This is a genomic window from Streptoverticillium olivoreticuli subsp. olivoreticuli, assembly GCF_003391135.1.
In the GTDB taxonomy this organism is placed as follows: domain Bacteria; phylum Actinomycetota; class Actinomycetes; order Streptomycetales; family Streptomycetaceae; genus Streptomyces; species Streptomyces blastmyceticus.
Map to the genome: position 1 here is coordinate 8,789,277 of NZ_CP031455.1, position 20,517 is coordinate 8,809,793.

20 protein-coding genes and 1 pseudogene are annotated in these 20,517 nt (G+C 69.6%); 7 read left to right on the plus strand and 14 right to left on the minus strand.

Annotated features, from left to right (window positions below; genetic code table 11):
* Positions 1-3 precede the first annotated feature (3 nt).
* On the plus strand, positions 4-816 hold the full coding sequence (locus tag DXZ73_RS37625; RefSeq protein ID WP_116208990.1) for a hypothetical protein: 813 nt from the start codon (positions 4-6) through the stop codon (positions 814-816).
* A gap of 53 nt (positions 817-869) precedes the next feature.
* Here the strand turns inward: DXZ73_RS37625 and DXZ73_RS37630 are convergent, their stop codons facing one another.
* From DXZ73_RS37630 to DXZ73_RS37640, 3 genes are read right to left on the minus strand one after another with little or no spacing between them, the layout of a single operon-like run.
* Positions 870-1,190 carry a helicase associated domain-containing protein gene (locus DXZ73_RS37630; protein WP_275898553.1) on the minus strand — a complete coding sequence of 107 codons (321 nt, stop codon included), beginning with the start codon at positions 1,188-1,190 and terminating at the stop codon, positions 870-872.
* Entirely contained in the window at positions 1,187-1,741 is a 555-nt protein-coding gene (locus DXZ73_RS37635) for an IS630 family transposase (RefSeq protein WP_116208986.1), read from the minus strand. The genes DXZ73_RS37630 and DXZ73_RS37635 overlap by 4 nt, the downstream gene beginning before the upstream one ends.
* Positions 1,738-2,319 carry a helix-turn-helix domain-containing protein gene (locus DXZ73_RS37640; protein ID WP_116208984.1) on the minus strand — a complete coding sequence of 194 codons (582 nt, stop codon included), beginning with the start codon at positions 2,317-2,319 and terminating at the stop codon, positions 1,738-1,740. The genes DXZ73_RS37635 and DXZ73_RS37640 overlap by 4 nt, the downstream gene beginning before the upstream one ends.
* Positions 2,320-2,451: 132 nt before the next feature.
* Here DXZ73_RS37640 and DXZ73_RS37645 point away from each other — a divergent pair, with 132 nt between their 5' ends.
* A complete protein-coding gene (locus DXZ73_RS37645) occupies positions 2,452-3,636 on the plus strand; it encodes an IS701 family transposase (protein WP_116208983.1) in 1,185 nt (394 codons plus the stop codon).
* A 140-nt stretch (positions 3,637-3,776) separates the two neighbouring features.
* On the opposite strand, the gene DXZ73_RS37655 is transcribed toward DXZ73_RS37645, so the two are convergent.
* The 3 genes and pseudogenes from DXZ73_RS37655 to DXZ73_RS37665 form a co-directional block, all read right to left on the minus strand.
* Positions 3,777-4,487 carry a helicase associated domain-containing protein gene (locus DXZ73_RS37655; protein WP_240351014.1) on the minus strand — a complete coding sequence of 237 codons (711 nt, stop codon included), beginning with the start codon at positions 4,485-4,487 and terminating at the stop codon, positions 3,777-3,779.
* Between the two features lie 205 nt (positions 4,488-4,692).
* Positions 4,693-5,196: pseudogene (locus tag DXZ73_RS40780) on the minus strand (TniQ family protein); the annotation flags it as partial.
* A complete protein-coding gene (locus DXZ73_RS37665; protein WP_162890488.1) occupies positions 5,193-6,170 on the minus strand; it encodes an ATP-binding protein in 978 nt (325 codons plus the stop codon). The gene DXZ73_RS37665 and the pseudogene DXZ73_RS40780, both read right to left, overlap by 4 nt.
* 307 nt (positions 6,171-6,477) lie before the next feature.
* Between DXZ73_RS37665 and DXZ73_RS40355 the strand changes: the two genes are divergently transcribed.
* The gene (locus DXZ73_RS40355) at positions 6,478-6,936 is read left to right on the plus strand and encodes a hypothetical protein (RefSeq protein ID WP_338059100.1); all 459 of its coding nucleotides are present in this window, start codon (positions 6,478-6,480) and stop codon (positions 6,934-6,936) included.
* On the opposite strand, the gene DXZ73_RS40360 is transcribed toward DXZ73_RS40355, so the two are convergent.
* The 4 genes from DXZ73_RS40360 to DXZ73_RS37690 all read right to left on the minus strand — a co-directional run bounded on the left by DXZ73_RS40360 (position 6,890) and on the right by DXZ73_RS37690 (position 11,929).
* Positions 6,890-7,336: a hypothetical protein gene (locus DXZ73_RS40360; RefSeq protein WP_338059099.1), complete on the minus strand. Its 447-nt coding sequence runs from the start codon at positions 7,334-7,336 to the stop codon at positions 6,890-6,892. The two genes, DXZ73_RS40355 and DXZ73_RS40360, sit on opposite strands and share 47 nt — an antisense overlap.
* A 128-nt stretch (positions 7,337-7,464) precedes the next feature.
* On the minus strand, positions 7,465-8,535 hold the full coding sequence (locus tag DXZ73_RS40365; protein ID WP_338059098.1) for a hypothetical protein: 1,071 nt from the start codon (positions 8,533-8,535) through the stop codon (positions 7,465-7,467).
* Positions 8,536-8,540: 5 nt separating this feature from the next.
* Positions 8,541-10,118, minus strand: coding sequence for a TnsA-like heteromeric transposase endonuclease subunit (locus DXZ73_RS40785; RefSeq protein WP_425315800.1), 1,578 nt, complete (start codon positions 10,116-10,118; stop codon positions 8,541-8,543).
* A gap of 1,265 nt (positions 10,119-11,383) precedes the next feature.
* On the minus strand, positions 11,384-11,929 hold the full coding sequence (locus tag DXZ73_RS37690) for a Uma2 family endonuclease (RefSeq protein WP_116208978.1): 546 nt from the start codon (positions 11,927-11,929) through the stop codon (positions 11,384-11,386).
* A gap of 1,430 nt (positions 11,930-13,359) precedes the next feature.
* Between DXZ73_RS37690 and DXZ73_RS39965 the strand changes: the two genes are divergently transcribed.
* Together DXZ73_RS39965 and DXZ73_RS39970 are read left to right on the plus strand one after the other, a co-directional pair.
* Positions 13,360-13,611 (plus strand): DEAD/DEAH box helicase family protein, encoded by a 252-nt coding sequence (locus DXZ73_RS39965; protein ID WP_240351013.1) that lies wholly within the window; start codon positions 13,360-13,362, stop codon positions 13,609-13,611.
* Between the two features lie 235 nt (positions 13,612-13,846).
* Positions 13,847-14,329, plus strand: a complete 483-nt coding sequence (locus tag DXZ73_RS39970) for a helicase associated domain-containing protein (protein WP_240351011.1) — start codon at positions 13,847-13,849, stop codon at positions 14,327-14,329.
* 115 nt (positions 14,330-14,444) lie between these two features.
* On the opposite strand, the gene DXZ73_RS39975 is transcribed toward DXZ73_RS39970, so the two are convergent.
* From DXZ73_RS39975 to DXZ73_RS37710, 4 genes are all read right to left on the minus strand, one after another.
* Positions 14,445-14,705: a hypothetical protein gene (locus DXZ73_RS39975; RefSeq protein ID WP_240351009.1), complete on the minus strand. Its 261-nt coding sequence runs from the start codon at positions 14,703-14,705 to the stop codon at positions 14,445-14,447.
* A gap of 401 nt (positions 14,706-15,106) precedes the next feature.
* Positions 15,107-16,135: a hypothetical protein gene (locus DXZ73_RS37700; RefSeq protein WP_116208976.1), complete on the minus strand. Its 1,029-nt coding sequence runs from the start codon at positions 16,133-16,135 to the stop codon at positions 15,107-15,109.
* Positions 16,132-16,908, minus strand: a complete 777-nt coding sequence (locus DXZ73_RS37705) for an ATP-binding protein (protein WP_116208974.1) — start codon at positions 16,906-16,908, stop codon at positions 16,132-16,134. The genes DXZ73_RS37700 and DXZ73_RS37705 overlap by 4 nt, the downstream gene beginning before the upstream one ends.
* The gene (locus DXZ73_RS37710) at positions 16,895-18,430 is read right to left on the minus strand and encodes a Mu transposase C-terminal domain-containing protein (protein WP_398502653.1); all 1,536 of its coding nucleotides are present in this window, start codon (positions 18,428-18,430) and stop codon (positions 16,895-16,897) included. The genes DXZ73_RS37705 and DXZ73_RS37710 overlap by 14 nt, the downstream gene beginning before the upstream one ends.
* A gap of 368 nt (positions 18,431-18,798) precedes the next feature.
* On the opposite strand from DXZ73_RS37710, the gene DXZ73_RS37715 reads away from it, so the two are divergent.
* Together DXZ73_RS37715 and DXZ73_RS37720 are read left to right on the plus strand one after the other, a co-directional pair.
* Entirely contained in the window at positions 18,799-19,584 is a 786-nt protein-coding gene (locus tag DXZ73_RS37715) for a hypothetical protein (RefSeq protein ID WP_162889886.1), read from the plus strand.
* Positions 19,585-19,654: 70 nt separating this feature from the next.
* Complete coding sequence (locus DXZ73_RS37720; protein WP_116208968.1) at positions 19,655-20,395, plus strand: hypothetical protein; 741 nt, start codon at positions 19,655-19,657, stop codon at positions 20,393-20,395.
* The last annotated feature ends 122 nt before the right edge of the window (positions 20,396-20,517 follow it).

The window sequence follows — 20,517 nt, forward strand, 5'->3', positions numbered from 1 at the left end:
CGCATGCGCACCCAGCACGACCACGCCGCCCGCACCCTGGGCATCACCGTCGGCAACGACGACGCATTCTGGGGCTGGGAAGGACGCACCCTCGGCCGCGCAGGCACCACCACCGACAGCCGCCACGTGTGGCTGCGCCTGACCACCGCCCCGGAGGCCAAGGCGACGGGCAAGCTCTGGGAAGGCAACGAGACCGCGCAGAAAGCCTTCGGCACGCTCAGCGGCCACCGGCCCGCGCTCCTCACCATTCACGACTGGACCGAGGACGGCACCGCCTACCGGGCTGAACTGAACGAGCACCTCGATACGCCGGTCATCTCCTCCGACCCCATCCTTCGCACCCCCGCGACCCTCTTCACCGACTGGTGGACGGACCTGCGCACCGCCCTGGACGCCGTCGTCGCCACAGAGACCGACCGTGTCGCCGTACGCCAGGAGTACATCGAGAGGGCCCTGCCCGAATTCCTCGGCCTCCCCGCTCCGGAAAACATCCTGTGGGCCACCGCCCACGGTGACCTGCACTGGGCCAACCTCACCGCACCCGGCCTGCGCATCCTCGACTGGGAGGGATGGGGCCTCGCCCCGTACGGGTACGACCAGGCCACCCTCTACGCCTACAGCCTGCTCGAACCGGCCACCGCGGACCGCGTCCGTGCGATCTTCCCGCAGCTGGGCACACCAGCGACATGGGCAGGCGAAGCGGTGATCGTCGCCGAACTCCTGCAAACCATCTCCCGGGGCCACAACCAGGACCTCGCCGAGCCCCTGCACGCTTGGGCCGGGCACCTGCGCAACCACGCCCCCCAACGGCCTTGACAGAGGCCGCTGCGCTGGTGGGGCCGGTTCCCGGGATCGGCCCCTGTTGTCCTTTACCGAGACCGTAGCGCCGGGCTGGTCCATCGCATGCCGAGTGCGTCCAGTTCCGCCCGGCGCTCCGCACTCAGCTTGTCGGCTCGCTTCCGAAGGTTGTCGAGCACCATCCCGAGCTTGATCCCCAGGCCGTCAGCGCCTCCCGAACTGTCTTCCGGCTCCAGCTGCTCCACGTGCTTTCGGGGTACGTTGAGGTGGCCTTCGCGGGCGTGGAACGCCTTCGCGGCCCGCATGTTGAGGGTCCACTTGTCGTTCTGTGTGCGTTTGACGGGCCGTTCGTGTTCTTCGGCGGGGGTGAGGCCTAGTGCTCGATTCCTCAAAGGCGGTACTCAAAACGGCGTCGGAGTGTGCGTGTTGGTGGGGCGGGGCGGCCCCAGATCCAGGGTTTGGCACGGGCGTTGAGCTGGGCGGTTGCGATTCTGGTGGCGTGGTCGATCTCGTCGGGGTCGGCGAAGGACTGCCCTGCCAGGGCCGCTTTGCGGAAGAGGCGCCACCAGCCCTCCTGGAGGTTCAGCCAGCACGCACCGACGGGGATGAAGGCGTGGGAGATCCTCGGGTGGCCCTCCAGCCACTCACGGGTGGCCTTGCTGTTGTGGGAGGAGAGATTGTCGGTGACGATCACGATTTTCCCGGCGGGGTTGGCGTCTTCGACCAGCTGCAGGAACTGCTGGTAGTTGGCGCTGTTGCGGGAGGAGGCGGCCATCGTGATCTCGTTCCCGTCGGCCGGCCGCAGGGCGCCGTAGACCCAGGTCTTCTCCGGCCCGCGGCTGTAGTCGAGCTCGGCCTTGATGCGGTGGCCGTCCGGTGACCAGCCCGGGGCGGGCGGGAACGTGCGCGGGATCACTGGTCCGAGCTCGTCCGCGCAGATCACCGTGGCGTTCTCCGGCGGGTCCGTGTACAGGCCGACGATCCTCGTCCTTTTGGGGAGAACTCCGGGTCACGGCTGGTGATCCAGGACCGGGTGCGGCGCCAGCGCACGCCCTCGGCCAGGAAAATTCTGCGGACCTGGGAGCGCTGGATATCGATGCCCTGGCGCCGGGCCGCTTCGGCGAGGGTGTCCAGGGTCCACTCGCCCGGGGCCGATTCGTCCTCGGCGGCCAGGTCGCCCCAGGGCTCCCGCACCAGCCGGCCCGGCGGGTCGCAGCGGACCAGCTCGATAATCCGCGAGCGTTCGTCCTCGGTGATCCGCCGCTTGCGCCCGCAGCCGGGGCGGTCGCCGAGTCCATCCATGCCCTGGGTGTTGAACCGGTGCAGCCACTTGCACACCGTCTTGTGATGACATCCGAGCCGGGACGCTATCACCGGAACACGGTCGCCTTCCCAGCTCAGCACGATGATCCTGGCCCGCAGGATCCAGTCCGCCGGCGCATGCCGGGCACCGGCCAGCCTGCGGACCTTCCCCTCCTCGGCCACGTCCTGGGCAGGACGGCCCGACAACAGTTTCGGCACGGCAACTCGCCCCCGAGAAGCCCGAACCGGCAACCCCACACCCCTACAACTACCCCGCCAAAGCGGAATCGAGCACTAGTACTGCAACGGTCTTTGCTGTGACGGGTGGGCAGCTGGGTCGTTGGTGGGGTTGTGGGTGGGGTACTTGTTGATGTCTGGTCGTGGGCTGGCGAGTTGAAGGCTCTGCACGAGCGGTTTGTGCACCGCTTCAGCAGGTCGGAGCCTCGTGAGTCGGCTCTGGCCTATATGCGTGGGCTGCTGGCTCCGCTGGAGCGGAAGAACGGCTGGACGCTGGCGGAGGAGGCCGGGCATGCGGGCCCGGACCGGATCCATCGGCTGCTGAACCGGATCGACTGGGATGCCGATGATGTCCTCGACGACGTCCGGGAGTACGTGGTCGAGTATCTCGGCGACCCGGAGGCGGTGCTGATCGTGGACGACACCGGCTTCCTCAAGAAAGGCACAGCCTCGGCCGGGGTGCAGCGAATGTACTCCGGCACCGCGGGCCGGACGGAGAACTGCCAGGTCGGGGTGTTCCTCGCCTATGCCACCGACCGTGGCCGCACCCTCATCGACCGCAGGCTGTATCTCCCGGTGTCGTGGACGGAGGACCGTGATCGATGCCGCCGGGCCGCCATTGATGACAGCACCGGCTTCGCGACGAAGGTGGCCATGGCCAAGGCCATGGTCCGCCGGGCGATCGAGGAGAAAGTCCCGTTCCGGTGGGTGACCGCGGATGCCGCCTACGGCTTCTCCAAGGGCTGGCGATACGAACTCGAGCAGGCGGACGTCTTCCATGTCATGGCTACCACCCGGCATGACACCGTCGTCACCCGCTGGGCTCTCGACCACCCCGTCCATGACCTGTTCGAGGGCCTGTCCCGGCAGAAATGGAGGCGCCGTTCCTGCGGCAACGGCTCCCACGGACCCCGCGTTTATGACTGGGCCCGGGTGGAGGTCCGGCCCTGGCACCGGCCGGACCGGCAGCACTGGGTCATCGCACGCCGCAGCATCCGCCGGCCCGAGGAGATCTCCTACTACATCGCCTACTGCCCGGCCGGCACCCCCCTGGATGACCTGATCCGCATCGCCGGCAGCCGCTGGGCGGTCGAGGAATGCTTCCAGAGCGCGAAACAGGAATGCGGTCTGGACGACTACCAGGTCCGCCGCTACCCCGGCTGGCACCGCCACATCACCCTGGCCATGGCCGTCCACGCCGCCCTGACCGTCCTGCGGGCCCGGGAACTCGACGCCGGGAAAGCAGAAACGGATCCCCCGGCCTCATCCCGCTCAGCCTCCCCGAACTCAGACGCCTGATCACCCGCCTCACCAACCGCCGTCCCGCACCAGCTGACCATGTCCTGCACTGGTCACACTGGCGACGCAGAAGGCAATACCAAGCCCGCATCTGCCACTACAAACGACGAGGCCACACCCCACCAGAAGCTGCACAACCGTCACAACAAAGACCGTTGCAGTACTAGGACGTTTTCGAGGAGCCATTGCTGGACGGGCAGCAGCCGGCCCCAGTCGAGTCGCTGCGCCCACGCCCAGTGGCCGAGGTCTTCGCCCTGCATGATCACCTCGCCCGCCGCCGTCGGCACTGTTCCGCCGCCTTCGACGTGGGCTTGGGTGAGGCGGAAGCAGCGTTGCCACCCGGCATCCCACACGGGGCACCAGCCCGGGTCGATCTCCTCCAGTGCCTCGCGCCGCGCCTCGGTGAGGGCTTTGGCGCTGGATTCGACAGGGAGGCCGGCCGCGCGGCGCTCCGCGATGTTCTCCGCGAGTCGGGCTGCGGTGCGCTGGTTCTTCGCCCAGGTGCCGACGGGGTAGCCGTCCCAGACGGCGGTGGCGGGCGGGAGGAAGTGTCCGTGGACGGCCGTCCAGGCGCGGGCGGCGGTGAGTCCTTCCTCGAATGCGACGTCCTGGTGGGACCAGACCATTCCCAGCCGGTCCAGTTCCTCCGCCCGGGCCCTGTCGAGGTTGCCGGCCTTGGCGAACTTCCGCTGGTCGGCCAGCCACGTCCCGAGCGGGAACCCCGCAGGCTTCCATTCCGTCGGGGTGATGTACCCGTAGGGCACCCGCAGCTGCTGCGCCCCGGTCTCGGTGATCCAGCGGGTGGCTGCCTCGATGCCGCGCCGCCAGAACGTCGTCTCGGGGTTGATCACTCGTAGCCGGATGAACTGTGCCAGGACCGCCGGGTTGTGACGGGGGTGGTGGTTCTGTGGTAGCTGGGCTGTTCTGGTCTGGTGTTTTGTTGTTGGGCTGGGGATTTGCGGGTGGGAGCAGTGGCCGGTGATGGCTGTGTCCGGGCACGGCCCTGATGTGTACCGGTGTGTCGAGTCGCGGGTCGGGGGCGGCTTGCTGGTGGCGTGGGCAGACCAGTTGGTGCCACGGCCGCACTATACGTGCGGTGTCGGTGGCGCCGTGGCTGTGGTGGCGGACGCATATCGTGCAGGCGGCTACGGCTTGCTGTCGGCGCTCGACGGGTCTCCAGCGCGCGGTGGCCGGACCCGCCGCCTTTGCGCCGTCCTGGGTCAGGCCGGGCAGGGCGCGTGCGAGGGCGTCCGGCCGGAGACGGGCCACTTCAGCCACTCGGCTTGCGGCGGTGGGGGAGAGGACCAGTGTGGCTGCAGGCGTGGTGCCGTGGCCGTTCAGGGTGATGCTGGTGCCGTCGAGGAGCCGGGGCAGTGTCAGCCGGTAGACACTGGCCAGGCGTTCCAGGTAGGAGGCGGTCGCTTCGTACGGCAGGGGCCGTACCCGGAACGCGCCCGCTGCCGGGGGCGGGATCTGCACCCGTGCCCCAACGACGGGCGCGCCGCCCCGCTCGGTGTCGGACGCGGCAGCCGCAGCGGCCGCGAGAACGCTCTGGCTCACCGGGTCCTGGTGCTGGTGCGGGGCCGGTAGTGCTGTTCGGCGAGGTGGTCCAGTCGGACAGCCTCGAGGGTGGTTTTGGTGATGCGTTCGGTGCCGTCGGCCAGCGCGGCCAGGGCCGCCTGTTTGATCAGCCGGGACAGGGATCCGATCCGGCCGGCGGTGCGCGCGTGGAGGTACGGTGCCAGCCGCACCAGGCTCCCGGGGCGGTGGTGGCGGAGGTCGAGTGCGTTCTCCATCGCCCGTACCAGGTCCTTGAACGGTTCATGCGTACCGTCGCGGGCGGGGAAGGGGTCGCAGTCGACGAGGCTGGCGCGTGCGGCGAGCTGCGCCCCGCGCACCCCCGTGAACAACGGCGTGGCAGCCACGTCGATCCCCGCGTACATGAACGTCGCGCCGATCCGCTCGGTGAGGTCTTTGATCAGGTCGGCGCTCTGGGCGCCGGTGGTGGTGCGGGGGTTGAGCCGGTGGATCTCGTCGATCATCACCAGCTTCACGTCGGCTGCCTGGTAGGTGTGGCAGACGCTGTTGACGATCTGGGCCTGGGACATGCGGGCGGTGGTGGGGATGCCGAGGTAGCGGGCGAATTCCAGGGCGAGGGTCTTGGCGCCGGCCGCGGGCGGCACCAGCACGTAGGCGACCGGGACCTGCCCGCCCGCAGCCGCGGCGACGCCGCCCTGGCGCCGGATGTGTGCCAGCTGGAAGACACGCCCGACCTGGAGCAGAGCCGTGGTCTTCCCGGCCCCGGCCGGACCGGTGACGATCAGAGACGGGCGTGCGGCGACCTGCTGGTGGCAGCCCAGGATCATCAGGGTGCGTACCTGCTTGGCCAGCATATCGATCGCCGGGGTGCGTACGGTGACGAACCGCGAGTGGTAGGCCAGGCGTTCGGCCAGGCTGCGCGGGGGTGCCCCGGGCGCGGGAGGCGCGGTCACGGGCGCGGTGGCGAAGCGGGTGAACCCGTCCCACACGGTCACTGCCCCGGGCTGCGCCTGCCCGTCGTCGCCTGGGATGTCCTCGGTGTTCGCCGAAGAGCCCGCCGGTTGGTGTGCGGGTGAAGCGGCGCCGTCCATCGACGCCTCTCCCGTGCCCGCAGGGCTGCTCACCACTGTTCGGCCTCCGCTTCGGCGTCCCACAGCTCGTATCCGTCGGTACCGACTCCAGCCGACGAAGCGCCTGCGTCCGCTTCCTCTGGCTCGTCGATGTCGGTCCTAGCCGTCGCGCGGGTGGCGGCGAGGTCGTCCAGGCTCTCGTCCCACTCCTCGCCCGGTACCGGCCCGCTCCGTGCCGTTCTTTCGTCGTCTGCCGGGTCTGCCGCGCCGTCCTCACGGCACGTGGCGCGGTTTCAGGCTCTCCGAGCTGGCCGCCATCCGGGACGGCGGCAGCCGACTGGCGTGGTGCCGGCAGACCGGCGGCGAGGCCCTCGAGCACGGCCGTGCTGCCGGGCACGATGATGGGGCTCTTGCGGCCCCGTCGCTTCCGCGGCTTCCCCGCGCTGGCACGGGTGCGGCGCAGGAGCTGGTCGAGGGCATCGGCGAGGTCGGCCTCGTGCTGTTCACGGTCGCCCCGCTGGGCGACTTCGCCCTGGATATGGCGCCACGCCTGGTCGTTGAACGGCTGGTGGACGTGGTCGCGGTGGATCCACGGGATCTCATGGAGCCTCCCGTCGCCCAGGCGCGCCCAGACCTGGCGGGCATCATGCGGGTTGTGGTGGACCTCCCATCTGCCGTCCCTGGCCATTGATGTCGGAGCGCTTGCCGCGGCAGGCATCCAGCACCTCATGGTCGTAGGCGCGGTAATCGATGCGGATGCCGCGTTCGGTGATGGGCTGCCACCGCACCGGCAGCAGCTCCAGCCAGTCGGCTCCGGTCAGCGGCACGGGCACGTACCCGCACACGGTGATGAGAGCGGCCCACATCTCGTTCGGGGTGAGCACCGTCTTCGGCAGTACGGGGTGGCGCAGGCCTTCGTGCGGCCGGTTCTGCCAGCAGACGATCCACTCGTCGAGGAAGTCCTGCAGCTGCGGGATCGTCCACTGCGCCTCCGCCATGGTCTCCCGGCCCCGGCGCAGCACACTGGATCCGGTGTGGCCGGCGACGTGCTGGCAGAGCAGGTCGTTGATCGACCCGAAGGTCCGCTCCACCACCCCTTTGGCCTGCGGCCGCCGTGGCGGGGCCGGCTACACACTCACCCCGAGTGTCTCGCACGCGGCGACGAAGCTCTCGGAGACGTAGATCTTCCAGCGGTCCACGACGATCGTCTCCGGCACGATCACCGGCCGGGCCGCCGCCCCTTCCAGCCGCGCATCCAGCGACAGCATCCGCGCATACGGCACCTGGGCCTCGCCGGATGAGGAACTGCCATCTCGGCCAGCAACAGCGCCGCGTCCACGGCCTTCGTGCCGTGCGGCCGCAGCACCACTGCCAGGATCGACCGCGTCGCCACGTCCACCGCGATCGAGAGTTCAGGGCGTCCCAGAGTGCCGTCCTCCAGGACGGCCATGATGTCCAGCCGGGTGGTGTCGATCTGCACCTGCTCCCCGGGCCGCAACGCCACCGGCACCGGCGCTCCCCGCACCGGGGCAGTGGCCGTCCGTGCCCCGTATCCCGGCCGATCTGCTGGATCCGCCAGCACGCTCACCAGCCGGTAGAACGACGACCGTGACGGCATCTCCACCACCCCGCGCCCGTGCGTCTCCTCCAGGATCTGCTTGACCAGCACCTGCAGCCCCTTCACCGTCCCCTTCGACCGGCCCCGCTGCCGGCGCAGCCCCTCCAGCACCGCGGCCACGACCCGCTCGTCGGCATAACCCGTGGGACGGCGACTGCGCATGGGTACCGTGCGTTTGTCGACCAGCCCCCACAGCCCCTGCTTGCGATACGCCAGCCGCATCTTCTGCACCGTCAAACGCGTCACCCGCGTAAAGCCGAGCGCCGTCATCTCCTTCGCCTTGGTTTCCTCCCGCTGCGCCAGCATCCACCGCCCGGGGTCGTACTCCTCCCGCATCACCTGCCCCTCCCGGCTGCCCTCAGGGTGCGGCCAGCCGGTCTCCACCTCCCGGATGTGTGGCAGCCACGCCAGTGCCCGCTGCTGGGCTGCCAGCGGTACTGTCTCGAACAGCCCCCACTGCGGCACTACGTCCGGCGCCCGCGCGCCCACCACCGCAAAGCCCGGATCGGCGAACAACCGCCCCAGCAGCAACGACGTGTCCGTGCCGTCCTCACCCAGCAGAGCCACCCGCTGCCCCTGCAGGCCGACCACCTGAAACGTCTGCCCCCGGTAGACCACGTGGCCGCCGACCTCCACCACCGGACGCCGCCCCGCCTCCTTGCTGCCGCCCACCGTGCTCACTCCCCACCCAGCATGTCGATCCCCGCTCCCGATCCGCGCTCTGGGCCACCATCGGCAGGCACCCGGACCAGCGATCCGCCATGCAGCGGCTCATCGAGTCCCGCCGCCAACTGTCCCGACCACAACGCGTGGTAGACGACGGGCAAGACCTGCAGCGGATCACCCACCGACGCCGCCCCCTCCAACAACGGCCGCGACACGGCGAACGCCTCCACCAGCGCGGCCTGCAGCCCGGACGGCCCCCGGTACCGGGGATGGCGGTAGCCGGCCAGCCACCGCAGATTCCCGGCCACCACCGCCAGCAGCGGCTCCAGCCGCTGGTACGCCCACCCCACCCGCGCACACGCCGCTTCCAGCACGGCCCCCGCCCGCTGCGCCCTGGCCCCGCCGGAGGCCGGGCTCGAGGGACAGTCCGCGAACAGCCCGGTGCCGTCGGCGTACCGGGCGAACAGCTGCGGCACCCACGAGCGCACCCGACCATCCGTCTCATCCCGCCACGCGAACCGAACAGGCCGCCCCGCCAGACCGGTCACCGCCGGATCCCGGTCCAGCAGCATCAGCTGGGTGCGCATTGCAGCCGAACCGTGCACGACATGCCGCCCTGTGGTCGCCGACCACCACCAGCCGGGCCCCCACCGACGCCCCGGCACCACCGGGAACGCCGACACCGGCGCCAGTTCCTCGAACCGCACCGATGTCACCGCCTGCTCCCACGACAGCTGCGTCACCTGTCCAGCAGGACTGCTGAAAGCGACCTCCATATCCAGCCTCACCCCGGCGTTCACGGCCGCCACCATGACCCGCAGCAGCACCTGGTCGAGCAGATCGCTCCCACGGCTCAGACCCTCCAGCATGGACCGGGCCACCTCAGCGGTGGTGCCGACCTGGGCGCCGTGCAACTGCTGCAACTGCTCCTCGGCCTCCCCAAGGAGATTGGTGATCAGGAAGCGCTGCTCCGCGGGCACCACAGCGCGCCAGTTCGTCCCGGAGCCGGGTGCCTTCTTCTCTCTGGACAAGACCCGCAGTCCGGCGGCCATCGTCGATGGCCGGTGTTCCTGCCGCACCCACCACGGGTTCTCGTCGAACCGCGCATACGGCCCGGGCCGACCCCCGGGGTGGCGACGCAGACGGATAACGCTCCCCATCCACGCGAGCAGCGGACACCCGTAGTCGACCGCGATCAGCGGCCCCAGCCACTGCTTTCCCAATCGCTCGCCGAGCCGACGGCAGAACTGCCCATCCGCGGGCAACGCCCGCGGCCGCTCACCGCCGCTGTCCGCCCACACCAGCTGCGCCATGACCGGATCCAGCAGGGCATCTGCGACCGCCACCACCTCGGGGAAGATGACCGCATCGCGCCCCACCGCCCGCCACCACTCCAGATCACTCCCCGCATCACCCCCGGCGACCTGGTGCAGGCGGCGCGGCCAGATCTCCTCCTGCTCCCACCCGTACGCCCCCTCCCACCACCGGGCCACTACCGCATACGCCAGCCCGAACACCTCACCCGCATCAACCCCCGCCCGCGCCGCCCGCCGCACCACACCCCACCACGACCGCTGCGCGACGCCCACCTCCGGAACACCCTGCACATCCAGGTACTCCAGTGGCTGATCAGCATCCGCGTCCAGGGCCCACCGCCCGTGCCGTACGCACACCCGCTCCCACCGCGCCGCGTACCGCACCACCCGGGCCGGCTCGCCCGTACGCCGTGCCGTGCACAGCCGGCACCCGAATGCCACCGGCCCCACCACCGCACCTCCCACCCGCCACAACGCCCGCTCCACGGCGTCCTGCTGCGCACCGAACTTGGGGTCTTCCCGTCCCCAGGATGCAACGCCCGCCCCAGCACCCCCTCCTCAGCACCGCCCAACCTCACCAGCGCGCGCCGGCCCGCTGCGTTCAGCAGCACCTCCGCATCCCAACGCAACGCCCCGCCCTCATGCCGAGGCCGGTGACCGACCCCCTTCCAGCAGGACAGCAACGCCTTCTCCTCAAGTCCGTAGGAGGCAGCGATCCGGCACAAGTAGGACAACGTCGTCTCTCCGGCCAGGGGAGACACGCAAAAGATCCCGGCAGACATCCGCCTCAACCTCCTGTGCTCTGTGCCCACTCCAGGATTTCTGCGGCGCCCCGACGAACGACTGCTTCCGGGTCTTGGACCAGCCTTTCGCACAGGGCCAGGAGGTTCGGTACCCCGGCCCTCCCCGCGAGCGCATCGTGCACCCCCGCCAGCATCCAGTCGCCGTGACTGACGCTGGCCCCGGCTACCGCCCGCGCAAGGACCCGGACCGAGGCCACCGTCCCCGCCCGCGCCAAGGCCTCGGCCGTCTGCCGCGTCACCGCCGTGTCCTCCACGTCCAGGAGCAGGCTCCCCAGTGCCTTTGCGGCTTCAGGAACCCCGGCGAAGGCGAAGGGGGCCAGGGTATTCCCGGCCTGCGCACGCCGTACCCACGAAGGCGACGATGCCTCCGCCAACGCCTCCAGCAACCCGTCCACTACGACCGCCCCACCCTTGCTGCTGTCCACTGCATGCCGAGTGCGGCCCGCCGTTCCGGGTTGGGCTTGTCGGTCCGTTTCCTGATGTTGTCGAGGACCATGCCGGGCTTGACTGCCAGGAGCTCCTCGGTGCTGCCCTGGCGGCCTGTCGGCTTCTGGTCCCACGTGCTCGGCGTGTTTCGCGGCGACGTTGAGGTGGCCTTCGCGGGCGGGTCTGGCAGGGGCCGGGTTCCGCCAGGTGCCGGCTGCCGCCTCCCGGCTGCCTCGTGCGGTCCGGTTCCGGACCGCTGTTGTGCCCGTGCGGGCTGTCTGCTGGTGCGGGTCCCGTGGCAGACCGGGGTCAGTAGGGCTTCAGGCCGGTGGTGTCGAGGAGGAAGGAGAAGGGGGCAGGGATGTGAACGGGTTCTCCGAAGTCGGCGTCTTCTCTCATGCGGTAGCGGTCGTTTGCAGGCTCGCTGAAGAGCGTGACGGTTTTCTGCCGGGCGTCGACGACGAGGTAGAGCGGGATGTCCATGCGGGGGTAGTCGCGGAGTTTCCCGACCCAGTCGTTCTCCGGGTTGGACGGTGAGACGATTTCCACGGCGATCAGGGCGAGTTCTGCCGGTACGCTGCTTTCGGTCGTCGTCATCGCCTCTTCGGGCAGGTACGTGAGGTCCGGGTTGCGTACGGCGGATGTCTGGGGCGAGGCCAGATCGGTGTTCCCTGTGTCGACGTATCCGGCCGGGGCGTGTCCGTCGAACTGTTTCCGGATTTTGCTCAGGTTGAGCTGGTGGAGGGCCGAGGGCGAGGCCTGCATGACGATGATGTCGCCGGACAGTTCCGTTTTGAACCCGTCAGGAAGAACGCGGCGTGCTTCCTCCAGCAGCTCGAAATGCTCAGGGTTCACGGCAGCTAGTCCTCCCTTGGCGGAATTTCCCCGGCGTCGTGGAAAGTCTTGGTAAGCGAGTCTAGTGGTCCGGCAGGCTGCCGGGCCCGGACAGGCGGCTCTCTGCGGGATCTGCGCCCGGCCTGCCGGTCCGCCCCGGCCGCTCCCGCGGGCCCGGTCCCGGCACCACGGACTGTCCCTGCCGTTGCCCGGACCAGGCCCCGGACACGCGCTGTACCGATACAGGCGCGGGGGCTGGCCTGGCCGTGGCAGACGGCGTGCAGGCACTGCCGGAGCGGGTACTGCGTCTGGGCAGCCTGCCCCAAGGAGACTGGGGCTGTTTCGAAGGCACCCCTACGCCCTGGCGTCTGTCTTTCGAAGGCAGATCTGGTGATCTTGCTTTGTTTTCGGTGGAGCGCAGAGGAAGGAGGGAAGGGGGAGGGAGAGTGGGTCTGCCGGCGCGCGGCCGGTGTGGTCTGGCAGTTGGCCATGGATGATTCCGGGTCCCGGATCAGAGCGTCGTGCACCGTTGAACGAGTACTGTTCATGCTCGCGGGGGTTCTCGTACGCCGGTGACCGGGTTGGCCGCCCGGCCGGGGTGTGCCTGCGAAGGCGGCAAGGACGATGGGGCTTTCCGGAAGCGACGACGACGGTTCCTGCATGCCTGGGCGGGCGCGGGCGCCGATGGGGGCGGCCGGTCGCTGTGGAAGAACTGCGGGGATTCCTTGACCTGGGGCACACCGGCCGGCGTCACGGGAACGTATGCGTCGGCGGTCGTCGGCGGACCAGTACGGGACGGCGTCGGCAGTGCTTTTCCAGGCCTGAGCGCCTCCAGCAGGGAAGCTACCGGGGGACCGTTGCCCGGCAGCCGGGAACGTACCGGCGATCCGCGCGGTGCGCCCCCGGTTTCACCAGCGGATTCCGGGGTGCCGAGGCCGGTGCGGAGGGCGGACAGGGGCCTGCAGGAAAGTAGCCCGGAAGCCCCACCGTCACCGTGGCTGTGGCTCCGGGGTCTGCCACTTCGCCCGGATTCATCTCATGATGTCCGCAGGGGTTTCAGAGCAGGAGTCCGATGTCGCGGGCTTGCTGGTGGTCGTTCTGTTTGGGCGCTACGGCTTGTTGTCCGGAAGGAGAGTCCTTGCTGCGTCTCGTGCTCGTGTCGGGCTTCTGTGTGGCCGCTGGTCTGTGGGCTGTGGGGTTCACGGACTGTTTCAGCAGGTAGACAGAGCGGACTGTGAGGTATGAGGCTGTGAGCCGTGGCTTCTTTGAAGGAGGGGGCCGGGCACGGTCGTTGTGGTGACGGTATGCCGTACCTGTGGTGGGCCTGGCCCTGCAGCAGTGGATCAAAAAGGGCTGTTCGCGGCCGTGCGTGGTCCGGCAGTGGTTGCTGGCGCTGGTGCGGGAGGATGAACTCTGTCGGCTGCGCCCTTGTTTGTGAGTTGAGGTCCGTCATGCCCTCCAGCCCTGAGCCCGCGGCTGAGGCTTCTGTCGCTACGGCTTTTCGCGCCTGCCCTGCTGGCCGTCGTGTGCTGCGCCCGGATCAGCAGCAGGCAGTCGATAAAGCGGTGCGTCACCTTGCCTGCCCCCACACCCGCGGGCACGTGGCCTCGGCCTGTGGTACGGGCAAGACCCTGACCGCGCTGCGTACCGCGGAGGCGCTGGACACCCGTCATCTGTTGGTCGGGTGCCATCTCTGGACCTGATCGCGCATTGGGCCCAGAGCACCCGCGCGGATGGGCGCCTGGAGCCGTTGATGGCGGTTTCCTCGTTGAAGGCGAGTAAGCATCCGGTTCTTGCGGGTGCCGTGGGGTGCACAGCACCAACAGCCCCGGGTCCCTGGCGTCGTGGCTGGCCCGGCGCGGGCGTGCGACGGTGTTCGTGACGCTCTTGACCCCAATACCATTGCCCGCACGATGGACCTGCTCGCCTGGCCCGCCGATGGGACTGCCCACTTCGCTCCCCGTCGGCCTGGCCGCCGCTACCCGCTTCCACACCGAACACCAGCAACTGCCTGTTCCCGCGGACTATGAGGATGCCTACGGCTACCACCTGGGCATCCTCATCACCGGCCAGCGCACCGCCCGTCGGCAAGGCACCCTCACCGAGGACTGGATCACCGAACTCGATGCCCTCGGCATGATCTGGGACGATCACGAGGCCACCTGGCAGGGCCACCTGACTACCGTTACCGCCTACCAGGCAGAACACGGCCACCTCGCCATCCCCGCCCAGGAACCCGGTGGCCAGTTCCTCACCGACCAGCGCGCCCTCGCCCGCAAGAACCGCCTCACCCCCGAACGCCAGCTCACTGCCCTCGACCCCCACTGGACACGCCCTCACGGCCCAGACTGGCACACCGCAGATACCACCTCCTCAAGCGCCACATCGAAGCCGGCCACGACCCGCCACGCTGCGCCGTGACGCGGTGATTGAAGGGGTTAAAGGTCGGCAGCCGACTGCACCGCCAGTTCACCACTTGGGACCGGCTCGATCCCGGCCAGCAAGACCTGCTCACCCGCCTCGGATTGACCCTCAGTCAGGTCCTGCTGCTGCACGGAAGGCGGCCGCCACGCCTGGCCCAAGGTCTCGCCGTTCCTTCGAACAGACCGTCCTGCTGCTGCGTGCCTTCGCGGAGCGTCATGGCTGCCCACTCGGCGCTCGGGAGTGGATCGAAGTCGACGGCGAACGCGTCATGATCGGCCCGTGGCTGTGCAAAGTCCGGGTGAAAGAGAACACGGTCCAGTTCACCGGCGAACAGGATCGGCTGGTGGCAGAGATCCTCCAGGCTGGCCGGCACGACAATGCTGCAGGCCCCCTGCGAACTGAGGTGCTGACGGTCACATGCTAGCGGCTGCGCAGGTGGGGTGTGGGCGGTGCCCGCGGGGGCTCAGCCCTGGCTCGGTGCAGGGCAGAGACGGTGCTGGTGGGCCGGGGCGCGGATGTCGAGTGCCGAGTGAGTGTGCTGGGGTGTGTTTCCTGCACGGTACGTCCCCTCAGAGCTTCCCTCTCGTGATTGGTGATCTCGGTGGGTTTGTCGTGGTGGGTTCGGTGCTGCTGTGTCAGTGATGTGACGGGTGTTTGTGCTGGTGGGAGTGCGGCCTGCTGCTGACGGTGGGTGCGGGGTTCGTGCTGTCGTTTTTGCGGAGTGTGCCGCCCAGTTGGGTGCCGAGTGCTACCGCGGTGGGGTGTTTGCGCAGGTCAGTGGGTGTCTGGCGGTGTGGGCCAGGCGGGGTCGCCGGTGAGTTGCTCAATGGCAGCGTGGATTCCTAACGCGGCGGCGATGCCGGTGAGTTGGTTGTGGTGGTGGAAGTTGGTGTGCTGGAACAGGTGGTGGCTGTCGTGTGGGTGGCCACTGAGGTAGTGCCAGGCCCGGGCGGCGGTCAGTAGGGGCTGTGTCCATGCGGGGGCTCGGTGCCATCGGGGTGTGCTCGTGGGGCGGTACGGGGGGTGGGGAAGAGCGAGGGCGGTGGCGTCGGGTGCCAGGTCGGCGAGTCGCACGGCGGTGAGTTGTGCGGCGGTGGCGTCCGGGGCGAGTGTCTGGGCGGCGAGGAGTCCGGCGTGGAGGGGGTGCCCGACCTGCTGTATGTCCCTGGTCTGCCTGAGCTCGGTGCTGCTCGAGTCGCGGGGGCTCTCGCCGGCGTTTCTCGGCGGACCCGGGCGTACCGGGCCCTTTTGGTGGAAGCGGGCTCGGACTGTGTCCAGGTCGTGGATCTCCTGGTGTGCGGTGCCGAGTTTGGCTGTCCGTGCCTGGAGGTGTGCGTCCGGCTTGGCGTGCCAGACGAGGGTGAGGCGGATTCCGGTGCGGGCCCGCAGCGTGCCGAGGTGTTCCCAGCGTGTGGGGGTGAGGGTGTGGGCGCGCAGCACGATGAGGTGTCCGACGCGGTGCGCGTTGATCCAGCTGGCGGCGGCGGTCCAGGCGGGTTGGACCATGTCGGCCCATGAGCTGTGGTGCCGGGGCACGTGAGGGTCATGGCCCGGGAGACGTTTGCCGAGTGCGGTCAGGACGTCCTGGGCGAGGCCGGGCGGGTGGGAGGCGCCCGGGGTGGGGTGGACGGTGATGCGTCCGCCGGTGGGGGAGTGGGCGTTGAGGGCGGCTGCTGTCACGTCGGGGTCGTCGTCGGGGTCGATGATGATCGTGGTGGGTGTGCCCGGCGCGTGATGCCGGCTCCCGGCCTGCCCGGTTCCGGCTGTCGTCGTGCTCGGGCGTTTGACGGGCGGCGCGGTCACATGCCGCCGATCTTGCTGTAGACCCAGTGGACGAGTTCCTCGTTGACGTGTTCGGTGCCCGTGCTGGCCATGCCCTCTTGGAGGAGGGCGGTGATGCTGGCCCAGTTGCGGAAGCTGCCGTGGGCGGCTTCGGCGTCGATGGCGTCGATCAGTTCAAGGTCGCAGGTGGCCCAGATGGGGTGGAAGGCCTGGACGACGGGGCGGATCTCGGTCTTGGGGATCCGGGTGAACTCCTGCCAGATGAAGATCCGTGAGGCGAGCATGGGTTCGCGCCGCAGCACTTTGTAGCAGTTGTCGCCGCCGGCGAAGATGATGGCGATGTCGGTGTTGCGGTCGTCCCACAGGTGGCGCCAGTACTCGAATCCGGTGCGGCTCATCCACTGGGCCTCGTCGCAGACCAGCACCCTGAACTGCTCGGCGAGGACCTCTTTGAGGAGGGTGTCGAACTCGATGGGCCGCCGGGGTGGTTCGCCGGGCAGGCGCAGGGCGTGGAACAGGCCGTGGCGGATGTCGCGCGGGGTGGGCCCGCCGCGCAGTTCGAGCCGGTAGGTGGTCTTCGGGGCCAGGGCGCGCAGGGCGGAGTTCACCGCCATGGTCTTGCCGTAGCCGGACGGCCCGTATGCGCACATCATCGCTTTGGCCGCGATGACCATCTCGATGTTGTCCCGGGTGGTCAGCAGGGCGTCGGTGCCCACCAGCTGTGCCGCCTTGACCAGGAAGTGGTCCTCGTGCTCGGCGGGCAGCCGCCCATAGGACAGGTCAGTCTTCGCCACCGTGATCGTCTTCCTTCCGCTGTCGGGGTGGGGGCACGCCGGGGAGCGCCCAGTGCTTGGGGGCCGGGCCGTGGGGGATGAGGCCGGGGCGGGCCAGGGCACGCCGGTCTTCGCCTGTGCGGCCGGTAAGTTCGCTGGTCGCCTCGCCGTGTGTGGGGGTGCGGCGGGGCTGTGCGGGGCCGGGGACGGTCTGCGCCTTGAACCGGTCCCGGCGCAGTTTCTCGGCCGCTTTCAGGTCGGCGCGCAGCCGGCGCGCGGCTCGGGTACGCGCGGCTCTGAGCGCGCGGATCTGCTCGGGGGTGGCGGCATCGGCCAGGTACGCGCTGCCCAGGTGGCGTCCTGTGGCGGCCTCGAAGACCTCGATGACATCGTCGTGGTGGGGCAGATGCCGTACGACGACCCGCATTCCGGTGCGGCCCACCATCCAGTCGGCGATGTAGTCGCGCCGGTGCCACCGGACGCCGTGGCTGGTGACGGTGCGCTCCCGCCCGTCGTCTTCCAGGGCGAAGTGGGCCAGCTGTTCGGCACCGGCGTCGCTGACGGGGGTGGGATCGGCCGCCCACGCCTGAAGCGGCGTCCGTCCGGCCAGCGCGTCGGGGTGGTGCTCGCTGTTCCACCAGCGCGCCCACTGGAGCAGGTCGGCGACGAAGGCCTCGAAGGCCAGTGCGGGCGCGCCTGGATCAGCGCTGCGCCCGCCGGGGAGCTTCTGGCGATGGGTGTAGCGGGGCAGGACCGCGAAGTGCATCTCCTCGACTGCGTCGTTGAGCGCCTCGACGGTGCCCTTCAGGTGCGGGGTGTAGGCGGGCAGGTCCACCACGGCCACGGCGAAGGCGCCCATGGCGGCCGTCACCGTCTGGCACAGGAACTCTTTGCCCCGGTCCACGCGGATCGCGGCGGGGATCCCTCCCGCGGGCCCGTACGGCTCGCGCCGGTCGATCGCGCTCCGCAGCGCCGCCAGGACCGCGTCCCGGCTGGGCTCGTGCGGGGTGACGGCCACCCCGACGATCACCTTGGTCGCGCAGTCGATGAACCAGGTCACCCACGGACGCTCCAGCACGCCGTCCACATCGACCTCCACCGGGACCTGCTTGTGGTCGCCCTCCCAGACCGCGTTGCGGTGGGTGGGCGGGCGTTTGGCGAACACGTCGTGTACCCGCCGCGCGGCCTCACCGCGGCGCAGTCCGGCGCGCTCGCCGGCGGTCAGGTCCCGCCTGATCGCCCGGTGCAGCGTCGCCAGCGACGGCACCGGCCCGTACGCAGGATCCGACCGGGCCCGCTCGACCAACTCGGCGTGCACCCGCGAGGCGTTGCCGCCCCACAGCGCCAGCAGCCGCCGGACCTCATCGGTCACCGCGAACCGCCCGGCCGGCACCCGCTCCAGGCGCCCCTCCGCCCGCGCGGCCGCCAGCCACCGCCACACCGTCCGCTCCGACCTGCCCAACGCGTCGGCTACCAGACGGACATGAGTTGACGCCAGCTCGCCACGGGAGTCCAGCTCCAACAGCCGCCCCACGGCCGCCATCCGGCTCACACCGGCGGGCACCACCGCCGCTCCGGGGCGGCCACGAGGGACGTCATCGCGCATACCACCGTCTTCCCATAGGCTCCTGGCCTCAGCGACGGGCTTCGGTATCGCGATGACAGCGACCGTCTGCATCTGCTACAGCACTTCCGCCCACGCGGGGGACGGACAAGCAGCTGCCATGTACAGTGCCCGCGGACCTGTACAGCGCCGAGATGTTGGCGGACACCGCCGGCACCCTGGTCGCCGGACTTCAGCCGTGCTGGACGGACTTCCTCGACCGGTGACCGCGCCCGGGCCCCACCGCGCCCGCCCCTGGATTCCCGTTTCCCGGTGGGCTGTCAGTACCCGCTTCTACCCTTTGCGTCATGGCATTAGCGAGGCCCAAACGGCCGGTCACTGAGCTCCCGGGCGATCCCGCCCGGCTTCACCTCCACTACGGTCACGGGCATCCTGCGGTGCCTTACGACTTCGAGGACACGCTGGAATCCTGGTACGTCACCGTCATCTACGGGCAGGCGGGCGACGAGGAGTGGGATGACGAAGAGGACGAGAACAGCCACGCTCCGGCTGCGGGTACTGAGGTCGGGCACCTCATCTTGTGGAGGCTGCGCGACTACACCGGCGACAACCGGTGGGAGGCGGCGGACGCCGAGTCCGGCGATCTCGAGGTCATAGCGTCCGCGGTCCTTGGCCGGTCCGGACACGACGGCTACAGCGCCGCGTTCGAGAAAGCGGTCACCCACCCCGTCGGCGACTTGCTGCTCCTCGATCGCGTCAGCCTCGACAAGGCGTGGAGGGGCTTCGGGCTGGGCCCGGCCCTGGCGGCCGAAGCGATCCGACGCCTGTCCGGCGGCTGCTGCGCGGTCGCGGTCTATCCGGCCATGGGCGAGTACCCCGAAGACCGTGAGAAGGCCACCGAGGCCTACCGCCGCCAGGCGAAGAAGAAGATCGCTGCCTTGTGGGAGAGCGTCGGCTTCCAGCCGTTTCGCCGTGGCGTGTGGCTCCTGGACACCGCCCTGCGCCAGCCAGAGGAGCTCATACGGGCTCGCCGTGCCGAACTGCACGCGCTCAGCGCGGCCTTCCATCGGTCCGGCCCGCCTGAGAACGGCCCGGCGGACGGCGTGACGACAAGGGGTCCCGGCCTGGACTGACTTCCCGTAGGCGCTGCACCGCGCGGCTGTACAGGAACACCGAAGATTCGAATCGAGGGTGCGGAGAACCATGGGGGAGAGGCAGCCGGTGGGCGAGGACATCCAGGACACGCTGGACTGGGCACGGCAGCGCCTTCGGGAGATGGGCGTCTTCGAGACGCAGGACGGACTGCGGTGGGCAGCGGCCCACGGGATCGTCCTGTCCGTCTGGCGCAACGGTCCGATCGAGGACGCGCACGCCTCCCGGCCGACCAGCCGGCGCAAGGCATTGCGCGACGGGACGATGTTCGCCCGCAACACCTGGCTCACCCGGCAGGCGTTCGATCTCCTGGGCTCTGACGCCCCGTTCCGTCTGTACGCACTGGAGGACCTGATCCTGGACCGGGAGATGGTCTGGCCGGGATGCGAGGGGACCCTGACGGACTTCGGCTGGGGATTCCTCGGAGAGATCAAGAAACAGGTGAAACAGCGCATCGACATGTTCAGGCACTTCGAGAAGCGACTGCCGCCGGATGACTTCCTCCTCTTCGCCGGCGCTCCCCGCATCGGGACTCACGATGGCCATTACGGGATGCCGAAATGGGCTGCCTGCGTGGACGCGGCGATGCGTCGGCTGCGCGATGAGGACGAGGAGTTCCTGCACGAATGGGGTGACCTGATGACCCGCATCGGCCCCGCCCCTGCTCCCGTCACCGCGGACCTCGGGGCAACCCGGAAACTGCTGCTGGAGTCCCCGTGGGAACTCGGTGAAGGAAACCTGGGCTGGTTCGCCTGGAACCCGATCATGGAACCACCTGACACGACACCCTAGGCACGGGGCAGCAGCCGCAACGACCATGCATGCCTTCTCGACACGTAGTGATGAGCCCCGTGTGGCCTTGAGTTCGCCCATGCCGCTTCGACAGCTACTCGGCTTCGCCGGGCAGGCCCGTA

Bases quoted from the DNA above. Each gene is read 5' to 3' on its own strand.
- DXZ73_RS39965 (WP_240351013.1), top strand. From the start codon at position 13,360: ATGCCCTCCAGCCCTGAGCCCGCGGCTGAGGCTTCTGTCGCTACGGCT.
- DXZ73_RS37710 (WP_398502653.1), bottom strand. From the start codon at position 18,430: ATGGCGGCCGTGGGGCGGCTGTTGGAGCTGGACTCCCGTGGCGAGCTG.
- DXZ73_RS37720 (WP_116208968.1), top strand. From the start codon at position 19,655: ATGGGGGAGAGGCAGCCGGTGGGCGAGGACATCCAGGACACGCTGGAC.
- DXZ73_RS37625 (WP_116208990.1), top strand. From the start codon at position 4: ATGCGCACCCAGCACGACCACGCCGCCCGCACCCTGGGCATCACCGTC.
- DXZ73_RS39970 (WP_240351011.1), top strand. From the start codon at position 13,847: ATGGGACTGCCCACTTCGCTCCCCGTCGGCCTGGCCGCCGCTACCCGC.
- DXZ73_RS37715 (WP_162889886.1), top strand. From the start codon at position 18,799: ATGGCATTAGCGAGGCCCAAACGGCCGGTCACTGAGCTCCCGGGCGAT.